Annotated in this window: 10 protein-coding genes; 6 read left to right on the plus strand and 4 right to left on the minus strand. The window is 45.8% G+C overall.

Going from position 1 to position 14,334, the window contains the following annotated elements; genetic code table 11:
- Positions 1 to 401: 401 nt before the first annotated feature.
- Positions 402 to 2,135, plus strand: coding sequence for an LIC_10190 family membrane protein (locus RIE73_RS33020; RefSeq protein ID WP_446405191.1), 1,734 nt, complete (start codon positions 402 to 404; stop codon positions 2,133 to 2,135).
- A 249-nt stretch (positions 2,136 to 2,384) separates the two neighbouring features.
- Positions 2,385 to 3,713 (plus strand): DUF3754 domain-containing protein, encoded by a 1,329-nt coding sequence (locus RIE73_RS33025; protein ID WP_446405192.1) that lies wholly within the window; start codon positions 2,385 to 2,387, stop codon positions 3,711 to 3,713.
- An 83-nt stretch (positions 3,714 to 3,796) separates the two neighbouring features.
- Here the strand turns inward: RIE73_RS33025 and RIE73_RS33030 are convergent, their stop codons facing one another.
- Positions 3,797 to 4,333 carry a P-loop NTPase family protein gene (locus tag RIE73_RS33030; RefSeq protein ID WP_446405193.1) on the minus strand — a complete coding sequence of 179 codons (537 nt, stop codon included), beginning with the start codon at positions 4,331 to 4,333 and terminating at the stop codon, positions 3,797 to 3,799.
- 64 nt (positions 4,334 to 4,397) lie between these two features.
- On the opposite strand from RIE73_RS33030, the gene RIE73_RS33035 reads away from it, so the two are divergent.
- The 3 genes from RIE73_RS33035 to rph all read left to right on the plus strand — a co-directional run bounded on the left by RIE73_RS33035 (position 4,398) and on the right by rph (position 6,215).
- A complete protein-coding gene (locus RIE73_RS33035; RefSeq protein WP_446405194.1) occupies positions 4,398 to 4,529 on the plus strand; it encodes a hypothetical protein in 132 nt (43 codons plus the stop codon).
- Between the two features lie 331 nt (positions 4,530 to 4,860).
- Positions 4,861 to 5,457, plus strand: a complete 597-nt coding sequence (locus RIE73_RS33040; protein WP_446405195.1) for an adenylate kinase — start codon at positions 4,861 to 4,863, stop codon at positions 5,455 to 5,457.
- 41 nt (positions 5,458 to 5,498) lie between these two features.
- Complete coding sequence (rph, locus tag RIE73_RS33045) at positions 5,499 to 6,215, plus strand: ribonuclease PH (RefSeq protein ID WP_446405196.1); 717 nt, start codon at positions 5,499 to 5,501, stop codon at positions 6,213 to 6,215.
- A 250-nt stretch (positions 6,216 to 6,465) separates the two neighbouring features.
- On the opposite strand, the gene RIE73_RS33050 is transcribed toward rph, so the two are convergent.
- Positions 6,466 to 11,874, minus strand: a complete 5,409-nt coding sequence (locus RIE73_RS33050) for a PAS domain S-box protein (protein ID WP_446405197.1) — start codon at positions 11,872 to 11,874, stop codon at positions 6,466 to 6,468.
- A 560-nt stretch (positions 11,875 to 12,434) separates the two neighbouring features.
- Between RIE73_RS33050 and RIE73_RS33055 the strand changes: the two genes are divergently transcribed.
- Positions 12,435 to 12,872, plus strand: a complete 438-nt coding sequence (locus RIE73_RS33055) for a hypothetical protein (RefSeq protein WP_446405198.1) — start codon at positions 12,435 to 12,437, stop codon at positions 12,870 to 12,872.
- A 385-nt stretch (positions 12,873 to 13,257) separates the two neighbouring features.
- On the opposite strand, the gene RIE73_RS33060 is transcribed toward RIE73_RS33055, so the two are convergent.
- Together RIE73_RS33060 and RIE73_RS33065 are read right to left on the minus strand one after the other, a co-directional pair.
- Positions 13,258 to 13,566, minus strand: coding sequence for a helix-turn-helix domain-containing protein (locus tag RIE73_RS33060; protein ID WP_446347716.1), 309 nt, complete (start codon positions 13,564 to 13,566; stop codon positions 13,258 to 13,260).
- Entirely contained in the window at positions 13,563 to 13,922 is a 360-nt protein-coding gene (locus tag RIE73_RS33065) for a type II toxin-antitoxin system RelE/ParE family toxin (protein WP_044204653.1), read from the minus strand. Before RIE73_RS33065 ends, RIE73_RS33060 begins: the two co-directional genes overlap by 4 nt.
- Positions 13,923 to 14,334 lie beyond the last annotated feature (412 nt).

Consider the following 14,334-nt stretch of genomic DNA (forward strand, 5'->3'; position numbering starts at 1 on the left):
AAAATCGGGCGTTTCGGCTTTTAGAAGTTAGCTTGACCGAACCTAATTTTGTACGGTTTTTCCCCCTTGTCTACTTTCCTTCCTTGTCCTCCTTGTCTTGTCCCAACCATAAAATAAAAAACCTACACCTGTAAGGGGGGACGGGAGGGGGATTTAAAAAGGGGGACTACAGAGGTGTCCTGTAGGGGCGAGTCGCTGGATTATCTTGCATGGGGAAGTCTATTAATTTGATCGACTCGCCCTCATCGGTCATCGGGAAGCCTATAACAATGTGGTACTAGCAATAAAATTGCTACAGTCCACGCGGTCTAATAACGTACCTTTTGGGCGTAAAGTAGATGAAAATGAGAAATAGCAACGATCGCGCTAGTCATGACTAGAGGTGCTGAATGCTTTATTTTATGATTACCTGGCTTTTTCTAATTGGTGTTTGTTTGTCAATTGGCACAGCTATTGTGAATCGGTTGAAAGCCGATCGCATTGATCGCAGAGGCGATCGCTTCATCGCCGCCGTCTGGCTGGGAATCGTTGTCCTGTGCGTCTCCCTGCTGGCAATTTCCTTGATTTTACCGTTATCCAGCGCCGTTGGCTTTGTCCTTGTCCTGGGTTTAGTCACCCTATCTCTCCTGTCTCAGTCAACCCGGCGTGAACTGGCGACACTTCGCTCAATTCTTTCTCCCAGCTTCATCGTTGGATTTATTACCTTAGAACTAATTGTTGCCGCTTTTACCAGTCAAAAAATAGTCTGGTTTGACACCGGACTTTATCACTTTGGTTCTATGCGATGGATGTCTCAATTTGGCGCGGTTAATGGGTTAGCGCTAATCAATGGCAAGTTTGGCTTTACTTCCTCTTGGTTTGCTCTCGCCGCACCACTTACATCGCCAATTTTTGGCAGTCGAGTCAGTGCGATTACCAATGGTTTTGTCTTCCTTATTGCTATTTTACAGTCTCTAATTACACTGAATCAAATCGTCAGCCGGAAAGGACGCTTATCAGACTGGTTTTTATTCATATTTTCAGCGATCGCTATTCTCGTTTATACAGGAACCGCGTTAACGGGTTCCCCGATCCTTATCTCATTTTCCCCTGATGTAACCGTAGCGTTTCTGATTGGGGTGACAGGCTGGACAATTCTGGTTATTTCACACAGCGCTCAGTCTTCTTTACGGGATACTGATGCCAAAACGCCTCTTTTTGATGCCAAAACTATCCCCCTAATCCTATCAGCCGGAGCCGTAACCGTTAAGCTTTCGGCGCTACCGCTGCTCCCCATAGGATTTCTGTTTTATCTGATAGGTAATCAGTTTAAACTACAAATTAAGCGGCTACTGACAGGCAGTGCTATTACTCTAGTAATCCTATCACCCATGGTTTTATATAGCCTGACCACATCCGGATGTCCCCTGTATCCTTCAACCTTTATGTGCCTTGACCTACCTTGGTCAGTTCCCATCGAAAAAGCCATAAATGAAACTAAGCCCATCAAGTTTTGGTGGGTTTTTTCGGATTCAGATGAGTCGGGAGTGACAGCTATAGCTTTAGGTGTTTGGCGATGGCTAAAAGGTTCGGTTAAATCGCAAATAATGGCGTTTATCACAATTTTTGTTATTATTTTTTCTATCCCGATATTCCGACAATTTAAAAAACACCTCAAATTAGGAACTGCCTGGATAGTATTATTGGGATTACTCGGCATTACATTTATTATGATCCAAAGTCCTTTACTCCGGTTTGGCTTGGGATATTTTCTGCTTATCCCAGCTTTATTTGGGGCGATATATGGTCAAACTATGTTGGAGAAAATCCCCTCTAAATTAACCCAGCCGCTGTTTCGATTCACTCATACCCTAAAACAACCTCAAACAATCCTGTTTACTTCCCTATTTTTAGTTGGCTTGACTACTGTGGGTCTGATTCAGGATAATGCTCAATCGCGATTAATTTTACCTCCTCCCTTACCGAGTGTTAATCTAGTATCTGACCAAGTAAATGATGTTACCTATGTCTATCCAGCCGACTGGACAGTCCGATGCTGGGCATCTCCATTACCTTGTTCCGCTGTACCGATTAAAAATATCAGACTTCGTGACCCGTCACAGGGAATTGGTGCTGGATTTGTGTCTGTGAAATAAGTACCTGGACATCAATTTTGTCGGACTGAGTTAAAGATTGTCAAAACCATGCTCTCTTTCCGAAGTGAAGGGTCAAAACTCTCGCATTCAGTCGGGGCGGGTTTAGTTACATCTAGGTGCTAAGGAAAGGATAGTGGTAAAACCCGCCCCTACACACTCCCGCACCATGTCCGACTAGCAAAGCGAAGGGTCTTTTCTGTACCCTATTCCCTAGTCTCAAGAGTTAACTTTAATTTTGCCCGACTACTTATGGCAACTTATCAAGACCGAGAAGCGTTTATTCCCTATCGCCGCAGTGACTTAATCGAACTGTGCCTAGACGATGGACAGTTACCGAAGGAGAAGGTGCAACAGTTTCGAGAATTCTGTACCCTACTTTCTGCCTATTATCATTTTAAGTTTCATGCCTATTTGGAACGGTTAAAAGATAATTATGATCCGTTCAACCCTGATGCTGATACTCAATCGAGGATTGAACTCACTCCCGATAAGCTAGCTGAACGCGAAGCGAATGTGGTGACCGACTTTCAGACGATTCTAGAACGCGCCAATTATGTTCCCCTCTCTCCGAAGAGTTTACAACGCGCCTTTAAAGAAAAGTCCTTAATTCAACTGAAAACTGATGTTGATTTTGATGAATTTGATCAACTCGTCTGCTACTGTCGCGGGGATTATGAAAAAACGATTCAGGTTAAAAAGTTTTTGAAGAAAAAAGAAAAAAGAATAAATCTCTTTGAACGAGTCGTTTTATTGATTAAATTCAAAGACACCGATTATTTCAAACAAAAAGGCGATGAACTAGATTCTCTCCAGTTCACACCAGGGAAAATGTATCTCTATTTTTACAAGAATATCCCTAAGTTTGACTTGGAACTCCTTTTCCCCAATATCAAAATTAGCATGACCTGGAAAGACCGTCTCTTTTTAATTGTTCCGGCTGTTGGTGCCGCTGTTCCAGTCATCCTGAGAGTTCTGCCTAAACTTCTCGTTGTGATTGGGGCTATTTTATTTTTTACCATGGGACCCTCGGTTTTGGAGACAGTCCAGGCAAGTGAAGAGGAGGTGCGTGATATTATGCCCGTCCTCGTTGCTGTGTTATCGCTACTGGTGACATTAGGCGGTTTTGCCTATAAGCAGTACAGCAATTACAAGAGTAAGCAGATTAAATTCCGCCAAACTGTGACCGAAACCCTGTTTTTTAAGAATATGGCAAATAATGCCAGCGTGTTTCATGCCTTAATTGATGCGGCGGAGGAAGAGGAATGTAAAGAAATTATTCTGGTTTATTATCATCTGTTAACCAGCCCAAAGCCCCTCACCTCGGAACAGTTGGATAACCGAATTGAAACCTGGATGGATGAGACGTTTGGTACAAAGATTGATTTTGATATCAATGGTCCGATTCATAATTTAGAGAAGATCCGGGGTAAATTGGTGCAAGATAGCAAAGATACGGCAAGTCTGCCGGAAATCCCGTTATTGACGAAAGATAAGCAAGGATGTTGTCAAGTTCTGCCTTTAAATGATGCTAAACGATTAATCGATTACATCTGGGATCATATCTTTCTCTACACCTGATATCATGTCCGGTTGAATGATGTTCCAGACGTTGCATGCAACGTCTCTACAGTGGTGCTTGTTATCTCTTCAGCTTGTAGGGACTAAGGCTGATGACTGCGACGAATTTCTGTGATTTGGTCAGCCACATCCAACAATTCGGGCGGCATATCGGGTCCTGTGAGAATAATATCTACGGAACTGGGGCGACTTTCGAGAAATCTCAAGACTTCAGTTAGGGGGATTAAGCCGTAGTTGATGGCTAAACTCAATTCATCGAGGACAATGACAGAGTATTTCCCCTCATACACTACCTGCTGAGTATGATGCCACAACTGCTTGAGCGATTTATGTTCTGCCTCATCTAACTCTGGAGTATCAATATATCGCGGTAAGTCGCAACGAATCCATTCTAAATACTGTCCTAACCGAATCGGATGCTGGTGTCCTTGACCAATACCCCCTTTGAGAAACTGAACCACCAGCACAGGTGTTCCCTGTCCCGCCATTCTCAAGCCTTGGGCAATCACATTGGTAAAAAAGCTGCGTTGGGAACTGGTAAAGACTTGTACCAGCCCTTCTAGCGTGTAGGTCAGGTGATGGGTTGAATTAAGGGTGGGAGTTTCTAACTGGGAAACCATAGTCAACAATTAAAGAGCAATGAATCTGATCGACACCCTTCAAGCTTTCCTTGATTTGTGTCTCATGGTCGCTTTGTCTAGCGTTTTGGCAGCACAGCTTGTGGGCAGAATCCGCTTTCAATGCCTGAGTCGCGATCGCCACGCAGCTACTCCTATTCCACCGAATCCTTTTGGGCTGGGGATTCGAGCCGTTTAAACTTAATTCAACAAGTCCTCCCTTTTCCCCGATCCCTGCACGTCTACATTGTCACTGTATCACACAACCGACAAGTCCCTCAAGGAACCTAAGTAGAAATTCAACTGATGCAGCAAACAAGATATAGCGTATTTTTTTCAGTGGCATCCCTAATCAAACACCATATCTACAAGTCCGTCAAGAGTCAGTCTCGGAGAATGTTCATCCAGGGGGATTCGTGGCAAAATGACGGTCAGTAGTTAGTAGCGTCAAAACCTGCCCAGATGCAAAGGATTGGTGCAACATTTATGGTCAAAGACTTGTCCAGCCTAGGAACAGAGGAGCTATTATCGTGAGACTAGTGATTCTGGGAGGTCCAGGGTCAGGGAAAAGCACGCAGGCGCGACAGTTGTGTCGCCATTTAGGGATCGTGGAGATTTCCAGTGGTAACATTTTGCGTCGTGCGATCGCAGCTCAAACCGATTTAGGTCGTAAGGCGCAGCCCTACGTCGAGAAGGGAGAATTAGTCCCTGATGAAATCCTAATCGAATTCATGCGCCAGCGCCTGCTAGAACCTGACACGGCTAAGGGTTGGGTGTTAGAAGGGTATCCCCGTACTGCGTTCCAAGCCGAGGAATTAGATTTTCTGCTTGAGGACTTAAATCAGCAGCTAGATTGGGCAATTTACTTAACTGTACCCGAATCCGTGATGATGACTCGTTCAGTCAAGCGAACACAAAACCATGCTCAAGATAGTCAATCATCAGCACAGTCTCGTCCTGATGACAATCCAGATATCGTAAAGCGCCGTATCGAGTTATTCCACGAGCGCACCGTTCCCATCCTGGAGTACTATGACTATCGTCACAAGCTGTTGACAATAAACGGCGACCAACCGCCAGAGCAAGTTCAGCAAAATATCTTGACCAAACTTGAACTGGAAGTTTAACGTTTTTTAACCAAACCACGTTCTGACTCAGAAGTACTACCATGTCTTGGCAACGTCCTGATCATCGCCAACCCAACCAACTCCGTCCCATCAGTTTTGTCCGCGGATTCACTAAATTTGCACCGGGTTCTGTTTTGACCAAGTGCGGTGATACCCAAGTGTTGTGTAATGTCACCATTCAGGCGGGAATCCCCCGGTTTCTGGAAGGAACAGGTAGTGGTTGGCTAACCGCCGAGTATCGGATGCTTCCTGGAGCAACACCCCAACGCCAAACCCGGGAATTACTCAAACTATCTGGTCGAACTCAAGAAATTCAACGGTTGATTGGACGCAGTTTAAGAGCGGCTGTGGATTTGACCGCCTTGGGAGAACGCACTGTTTTTGTGGATGCGGATGTGCTGCAAGCTGATGCGGGAACCCGCACGGCTTCGATTACTGGGGGATATGTCGCCCTGGCTGAGGCGTTAGATAAATTAGTCCAAGCCGGAGAATTAGAGCGATCGCCAATCCGTCACCAAATCGCGGCGGTTTCGGTGGGACTGTTGGCGGGTGAGCCGTTTTTGGATTTAAAGTACGAAGAAGATGTCGCGGCTGAAACGGATTTCAATATTGTCATGAATGACGAATTAAACATTATTGAAATTCAGGGAACGGCGGAAGAGGAAAGCTTTAGTCGGACTCAGCTTAATCAGTTAATTGATTTGGCAGAAACCGGAATTCAGGAGTTATTCGATGCTCAACGTCGCGCCTTGAGCTAATCTGGTATTTGAGGTGAGTTATATCATGTCCGGTGGAATACTTACACTATCGGTTAAGACAAGGCAGAGGGCAGAAGGCAGAAGGCTCCAAGGGAAGGAGGAAGGTTGCAAGGCAAAAGGGAATAATGACTGTTTAGGCGGACATGATATTAGATGGTGCGTTACGCTTCGCTAACGCACCCTACGGTTTGATGGTGTAGTAGTTAGATGGTGTAAGGGGGAACATTTTCTAATTCATGTTTATATGTGCCTATCCATTGAGTAAGGCATTGATAATCGTTGCTAGCTTCTTCAAATTCACAGGTTTGGTCATATAATAGGATACACCTGCGGCTAAACATTTTTCGCGATCGCCTGACATCGCCAGTGCAGTTATCGCAATAATCGGGATGTTGGCGGTGCGGGGATTGGCGCGAATTTGTTGGGTGGCGCTTAACCCATCAAGTTCTGGCATTTGAATATCCATTAAAATCAAATCAGGCTTGCGTCGTTGGCTGAGTTGTACGGCTTCTTTGCCATCTTTTGCCATGATCATTTCATAGCCGATTCCCTGTAAGTAATCGGATAGGGTTTGGGTGTTGGCTTCGTTGTCTTCAGCCAATAAAATTAAGGGAGTGGTTCGCGGTAACGTTGTATCTTCAATGTCTGATACATTACACCCTAACGTCGCCTTTTCTTCTGGGGAACCGATGGAATGATTCACTGGATGAGAACGCCAAGGTAGTCTCACGGTAAAGCAACTCCCTTTTCCCAATTCACTGTCTACGGTTACCCATCCCCCATGTAATTCCACAATCCGCCGGACTAATGCTAATCCTAACCCTGTTCCCTGATGACGCCGGGATAAACTGCTATCGATTTGGACAAAAGATTGAAAGAGTTTCTCCAGATGTTCTTGGGCTATTCCAATTCCCGTATCACTGACACTGATATAAAGCATCTCATTTGGGGAAGTTGTGAGTGTTAACCCTTCGCGCCCCTCAAGGGTATGGTTTGTCGGGGCGGGTTTAGGGATTTTCGTTTCGCTATTGATAGTAATGTTTGAACAAAACCCGCCCTGACTAAATGTAGAGTTGACTTCCTTCTCTCCTTCATCTCCCCCATCTTCCTTATAAATTTCCACCGTCACCCGTCCCGCCTCTGGGGTAAATTTCACCGCGTTACTTAATAAGTTAATTAAGACTTGCTGTAAGCGTCGTTCATCGCCCAGAATCGTTCCTAATCCCGCCGCAATATTATCCGTCAACGTAATGTTTTTATCTAACGCTAGCGGTTTAATCAAGGATAAACTCGCATCACACAGTTGGCTAATCCTAACGGCTGTCAGGTTTAACTCCAACTTCCCGGATTCAATCTTGGCTAAATCGAGAATATCATTAATTAACTCCAGTAAATGTCTACCACTTTTTTCAATCGTGGCGAGAGACTTGCGCTGTTTTTCGGTAATCTCCCCATAGACTTCTTCTTGTAAGCTTTCCGATAACCCTAAAATCGCATTCAGTGGCGTTCGCAATTCATGACTCATATTTGCCAGAAACTCGTCTTTTAACCGAGTGGCGTGGGCGAGTTCCGCATTCGTTGTCGCTAGGATATCATTATTGTGGCGCAATTGCTCGTATAATTGAGACTGTTTAATCGCGATCGCGAGTTGGGTGGCTAGGGAGACAAGTAACTCAATTTCCCAGGTTTGCCATTCTCGCGGATGGGAACATTGATGGACGATTAGTAATCCCCAGAGGATATCCTGTTGCACAATCGGGACAACCAGTTTTGCCCGGATTGCATACTCCCGCATGAAGTCTACCATACAGGGTAGAACCTCTTCGCGATCGCGATCGGCTAAAGCATACACTTGTCCCTGAACATAATTCCGATAACAGGTTGGGGGAAAGGCTTCCGCTGGAAAGATAATATTCAATAACTGGGGAAATCCTGACGCTACCCCTTCCGCAATTGCCCGTCCGCGATTATCTTCAAAAAGCTGATAGACTAATACTCGGTCAGCCATTAGTAATTGTTGGACTTCTTCAACCGTCGTTGTCAGAATTGTCTCCAAGTCTAGGGATTGGCGAATGCGTCGAGACATCGCACTGATTAATCGTTCTCGTTCCACCTGTTGGCGTAGGGTTTCTTCTACCTGTTTGCGCGACGTAATATCTGACGCTGTACCCAGAAGTTGTTTCGGTTTCCCCTCAGATGTGCGCGTAAAAATGGTATCCCAACTATATAACCAACGCCATTGACCATCTGCATGGCGCATCCGATATTCACATTCAATAATATCACCATCTTTGGCGGTATCAAAGCGTTGATGCTGGCGTAAAATGTGGGCTAAGTCATCGGGATGCATTAGCGATTCAAACAGTTTGGATTCCATCTGCTGAATCTGTTCCGGGCTATAACCCAGCACTTGAGCCACGGAACGGTTAATATAGATATTCCGTTGTTCAACAATATCATAAATATATAACACATTCGGATTCGTATCCGCAATCCGTTGGATAAATCGCTGACTCTCTTGCAACGCCAATTCTGCTTTTTTGCGATCGCTAATATCCCGAAAATAGACAGATAACCCGTCTTCCGAGGGATAGACTCGCACTTCAAACCAGGTGTTGTTCGGTGCATACAACTCCTCAAACGCCATCGGTTTTTGTTCCTGCGCGGCTTGGCGATAGATGGTTTCAAACTTCGTTCCCATAGCGTCAGGAAATTCCTCCCAGATACATCTGCCAATCATATCGGCGACGGGACGATTAATTAAAGGGGATAATAGGGAGTTAAAGTGGGTAAACCGCCAATCTTTATCTAGGGCAAAAAAGCCTTCAGTAATACTTTCTAATATATTATTAATCTTGCGATGAGAGTCTTGTAGGGCTAATTCCGTTTGCTGGCGTTCCTTAATTTCTCGGTGGAGTTGTTCCACTGTCTGTTCTAACGCCGTGGTTCGTTCTTGCACTCGCTTTTCTAAGGCTTCATTTAAGTGTTTCAGCGATTCTTCCGCCTGTTTGCGATCGCTAATATCTCGATAGGCGCTTAAAAAGAAGAGTTGATTATCTTGATGAATAATGGAATGGGAGACAAGCAGAGTTTTCTGAACCCCGTTTTTATCGGAAAATGTCGTTTCCAGCGTTCTCAGTTTGCGCTTCTTACTGGGATTTTTTTGCCATTGCTTCACCTGCTGATAGAGAACCGGATCAGGATAAAGTTTCGCCATGAAATTATCACAACGGTTTGCCTCTTGGCGGGTATAGCCCGTAATTTGCTGCATTTGATAATTAAAGATACGGAATTTTCCCTGACTATTACTTAGAGTAATTCCTTCGCCCACGGTATCAATCACTGTAGACAATTGTCCCGCCATGGATTGAATCGCTTGTTCGGCTTTTTTGCGTTCGGTAATATCTGTAACTGTGGTTACCCGCAAACAGCGTTCCCCTTGCTGCATGATCGGTCCAGTGGTCACCTGAATATCAATAAATTTACCATCATGACGCCGCACCTGCCATTCCCCAGAATGATGGGGGTCAAAGAATTCGGTTAAGGATCGTCCTAATAAATAATCATGGGGATAAGCAAACAGTTGACAGAAGGCGGGATTCACCCGCACCAGTCGCCATTGTTCATCGGTAATACATAAGCCCACGGGGGCAGATTCATAGAATAACTCTAATAGTTTCTTACTGGTTTGGGCTTGTTCCTGTGCCTGTACCCGATGGGAAATATCCAGCCATGCGCCAATAATTTCTTGGGGAATTCCTTGGTCATTGCGAATCAGTTTCCAATCATCTTGTAGCCAAAGATACTCTCCATTTTTCTGTTTAAACCGATATTCTTGAATCGAATAGCCTTGTTGAAACAGTTGGGCAAATCCGGTGAGAACGGTGGGTAAGTCTTGAGGATGAATATGATTTAACCAAAAATCCGGTTGTTCTAGAATTTCGGCGGGGGTATAGCCAATTAGGGCGGTAATATTATCACTAATGAACGTGGTTTGATAGGGAGGAATAAACTGGCGGCTATAAATCGCAGTGGGACTCGCCGAGAGTAAATAATGCAGTCGTTCTTGCGTCGCCTTTGCCAACTGTTCTGCCTTTTGCCGTTCCGCGAGTTCCGTTTGCAATTGGGAAAAGGCATTCGCTTGTTGAATCGCGATCGCGATTTGCACGCTGAGTTGTTCTAATAAGTCTAATTCCTGGGGTTCCCATTGACGAGGGGCGGTACAATGGTGGGCAACTAATAAGCCCCAAAGTTGTTCGTTAATAATAATCGGAACGGTGAGAATGGCTTTGACTTGAAACTGTTCCAGGAGTTCTAAATGGCAAGGAGTTAACCCTTGATGATAAATATTATGCGCCACCTGACGTCGCCCATTCAGATAGTCAGCCCCCTTAGTTTCTTGGAAGTAAGCATCACGAATTTGTGATCCGATAACTGAGGGGAAATTGCCCACTGATTCCGCCACAATCTCCCCACTCCAATCTTCGGAGAACTGATAAACCAAGACGCGATCGCAATGAAGTAATTGCCGCACTTCCTGAACTGTGGCTTGGAAAATATCCGGGAGTTTTAGGAAGCAGCGAATCCGTTGGGCAATCGACCGTAAAATATGTTCCCGTTCCGCCTGTTTTTGTAATTGCTGGGTGCGCGATTGGACTAATTCTTCCAGTTGAGTAGTGCGACTTTCTAATAAGTCAATTTTCTCGGCTTCTAACTGACCGATGACTTGCTGGAGTTGGTCAATTACGCCGTACATTTCCATCGGATCAAGAACGTGCAGCAACCGCGTTTGAGTGACAATTCCCACCAATTCCCCCTGATCACCCGTAACCACTAATCGCCGTACATAACGACGCTGCATTTCCTGATGGGCGTGCCAAAGATTATCCGTGGGATGCAGGCAAAATAGGGGTTGACTCATCACATCTTTTGCCTGTAATCCACTTAGATTGATGCCCAATACCTGAAACTGAACAATATCCCGTTCGGTGACAATTCCTAATGGTGTTTGTAAATTTTTTTCCGGAATGTCTTGACATATAACCACACAACTAACCCGATGTCGTGCCATTAACTGTGCTAGTTTGAGAACTGAGGTATCCACAGTGGCTTGAATCACCGTCCTATTCATCACCTCATCCACCGTTCGTAGCTTCAGCAAATGAGAGGGTTCAATCACCGAACGCAGGGTGGAGAGGGTAATTACACCGAGTAATTGTTCCTGATCATCCACCACAGGCAGATGACGAATCTGATATTGTTTAAGAATACCCAGAATGCTAAAAACATCCCGAAACTCGCTCGATTTGAGGCGATACTCTGGGGGACTCATCACCTGACGAATACTCACCCCCGCCAAATTGCGCCCTTGTGCAGTTAAGCGCACCACATCCCGTTCAGTAAAGATACCCACAAGCTGAGTCCCCTGGGTAACTAAGACACAGCTAGTAGAGGGAGACAATAAGGGATTCTGTGGGGATTCTAGCGTCTTTTCTCCATCCTGGGAACAGAAGCATCCCTGCACCTGACTCATTCGCGCCAAAACCTCAACCACAGGCGTATCCAGCGTCACCGTAACTGGAGTGCGATCGAGGATATCGTCAAGTTGGGGACAGTGGAAGCACCAAGGTTGATTCGGGAGATGAGGAGCGGATGCCATAGGGATGCTAAACTGATCAGCGATAAGGGATTAAGTCATGAAGTCGAATCAGGGGTCGCAGATGTGACCATTTTGGGATAGAGGTGTACTATCCTCTCCCTTTTCAGCATACAATTTTGATAATTGCTCGTAGTTGCGCTGTCTTCGCCATAAACGCTTGCATCACAGACGACTGGTGTGATGTAGCTAAAATGATGGGATAGATTTTAGGTTTAAATCGGGCGCAGGTTGGTAATGGGCGCACGTCTGTGCGCCCCTACGGTGTCTATTGTAAGGTAAGTGTTTTTCTTCAAAGAAAGCCCATTGCCTATTGCAAGAAAGCCTAGCGCGTAGCGCTATACTATGGAACCAATGAAACCAGAGTCCAATAGCACCGGAAAACGATCGCAGTTTTGTTACCCGGTAATTTACAAAGAATTTGCCAAAGTATCCATATTAGCGGTTATTAGCTTTTCGCGATCGCATCGATCAATGTCTCAGGCTACAATCGATACCAAATCATGATTTCCCTATAGTGTCAGACTTCGCGTTGCGCCCCTAATTGAGCCTGTGTAGACAGTATGAATACTCAACTTACCCCCTCGGAACTGAATTCCGATCAAACCATATTACCCAATGATGATCCCGCCCAAGACGCGATCGCAGTTCTCAAAGACCATAATGGGGATATTGAGGCATCCTTTGAGGAACTGTATTTTCAGCAACATGGTTCAATTCCAGATTTTGCCGACAAATCCCTGTGGGAGGTGACACTGAACCAGTTGCGTCAGGAATTGTGTGGTGATGATAGCTTTCGCACCAAGGTACAGGAATATACCAAGAATCCGGGAAGTACACCCTTGCTGACGGGATTAATCGTGTATTTGGTGGGATTAGCTGGCTTACCTCTCGATCCTGCGATCGCCACCGTGGTGGTATTGTATATTCTCAAGATTGGGTTAAATATTTTCTGCCAATATACAGAACCCTCCGATTCCAAGTCTTTACCGGGCGAGTAGGGGCGCACAGACGTGCGCCCTCAAATGGTGTGCGCCCTTTCCCGACGTGCTACGCCAGCCCTCACCCCCAGTCAGCCCTCACTCCCAGTCAGCCCTCACTCCCAGTCATATCATGTCCGCCGAAATAACCATAATATCCTTCTTCCTTGCAACCTTGCTCCTTCCCTTGGAGCCCTGGAGCCTTCTGCCCTCTGCCTTGTCTCCACCTAAATGTGAGTATTCAACCGGACATGATATCAGCCCTCACCCCCAGTCAGCCCTCACCCCCAGCCCCTCTCCCAAGCTTGGGAGAGGGGAGCAAGAGGGGAGTTGAGGTTTCCCGTAATCGTCACAATTCATTTGTTTGCCCGACGTGCGCCCTACACCGACGTGCGCTCTCCCATCGCTAAGACTCGAACTGAGAAATAATCACATCTCTATCCGGGAAATGAGCAACCAGTTGGAGCGTTCCACCCAAAGCCTTAATATAGCGGTATAGAGTAGAAATTTGAATGTCCTCTTGATTTTCAAGTTTAGACAAAGCAGACTGAACAACACCAAGTTCATCAGTCATATCTTGTTGGGTAACACCGAGAGATTGACGTAACTCGGCTAAAGTCAGAGACAACGACGCCAGTTGAGCGCGAGTTTGACTCTCGGCTAGTTGTTCAGGTGTCATTTGTTTTCTTAACTCACCGATTGGCTTTCGTTTCATATCAAACCCTCATCCGATAATTCTTGCAAAAGTTCATCGTAGAGTAAATCGGCTTTGGGAATATTCTCGTCATACCACCGATCATTTCCCCCTTTATTACCCCCTAAAAGTAGTACAGCAACTCGACGCGGATCAAAAGCATAAAGTATGCGATAGGGTTCCCCTTTGTGCTGTACACGTAGTTCTCTCATTTGGGAATGACGAGACAGTTTCACCTTTGAAGTGTAAGGAAACGGGAGATTGGGTCCCCTTTCTTCAAGTAATCTAACAGCAACATCAATAGAAATTTGCGTGGCTTCGTCGAGTGTTATCCACCATTCCTCAAATTCATCGGTATACTCAACCTCCCACACCATGCTAACCGAACCTGTTGGTAGACCTATTCCCTATCGTTGATATTGTATCATCGCGGTAGAGTAGCAAGCCAAGATGTGTGGAATTGCGCGTCTAGGCAGAATTCCCCTAAACCAAACCGTAGGGGCGCACCGACGTGCGCCCTTTCCCGACGTGCGCCCTTTCCCGACGTGCGCCCTTTCCCGACGTGCGCCCTTTCCTGACGTGCGCCCTTTCCCGACGTGCGCCCTTTCCCGACGTGCGCCCTTTCCTGACGTGCTACGCCAGCCCTCACCCCCAGCTCATAAGGGTAGGTTTTTTAAGATTGGGGTTGAGGTAAGACTTAGAAGACAGGTAGACCAGTAGACAAGGAAGAGTGAGAACGAAAAATCGGGCGTTTCGGCTTTTAGAAGTGAGTTTGACCGAACAAGATTC

This window comes from Coleofasciculus sp. C1-SOL-03 (assembly GCF_040220555.1).
Classification (GTDB): domain Bacteria; phylum Cyanobacteriota; class Cyanobacteriia; order Cyanobacteriales; family Coleofasciculaceae; genus Coleofasciculus.

Coding starts and splice junctions, on each gene's coding strand:
- RIE73_RS33025 (WP_446405192.1), top strand. CDS start 2,385: ATGGCAACTTATCAAGACCGAGAAGCGTTTATTCCCTATCGCCGCAGT.
- RIE73_RS33050 (WP_446405197.1), bottom strand. CDS start 11,874: ATGGCATCCGCTCCTCATCTCCCGAATCAACCTTGGTGCTTCCACTGT.
- rph (WP_446405196.1), top strand. CDS start 5,499: ATGTCTTGGCAACGTCCTGATCATCGCCAACCCAACCAACTCCGTCCC.
- RIE73_RS33065 (WP_044204653.1), bottom strand. CDS start 13,922: ATGGTGTGGGAGGTTGAGTATACCGATGAATTTGAGGAATGGTGGATA.
- RIE73_RS33060 (WP_446347716.1), bottom strand. CDS start 13,566: ATGAAACGAAAGCCAATCGGTGAGTTAAGAAAACAAATGACACCTGAA.
- RIE73_RS33035 (WP_446405194.1), top strand. CDS start 4,398: ATGGTCGCTTTGTCTAGCGTTTTGGCAGCACAGCTTGTGGGCAGAATC.
- RIE73_RS33030 (WP_446405193.1), bottom strand. CDS start 4,333: ATGGTTTCCCAGTTAGAAACTCCCACCCTTAATTCAACCCATCACCTG.
- RIE73_RS33020 (WP_446405191.1), top strand. CDS start 402: ATGATTACCTGGCTTTTTCTAATTGGTGTTTGTTTGTCAATTGGCACA.
- RIE73_RS33055 (WP_446405198.1), top strand. CDS start 12,435: ATGAATACTCAACTTACCCCCTCGGAACTGAATTCCGATCAAACCATA.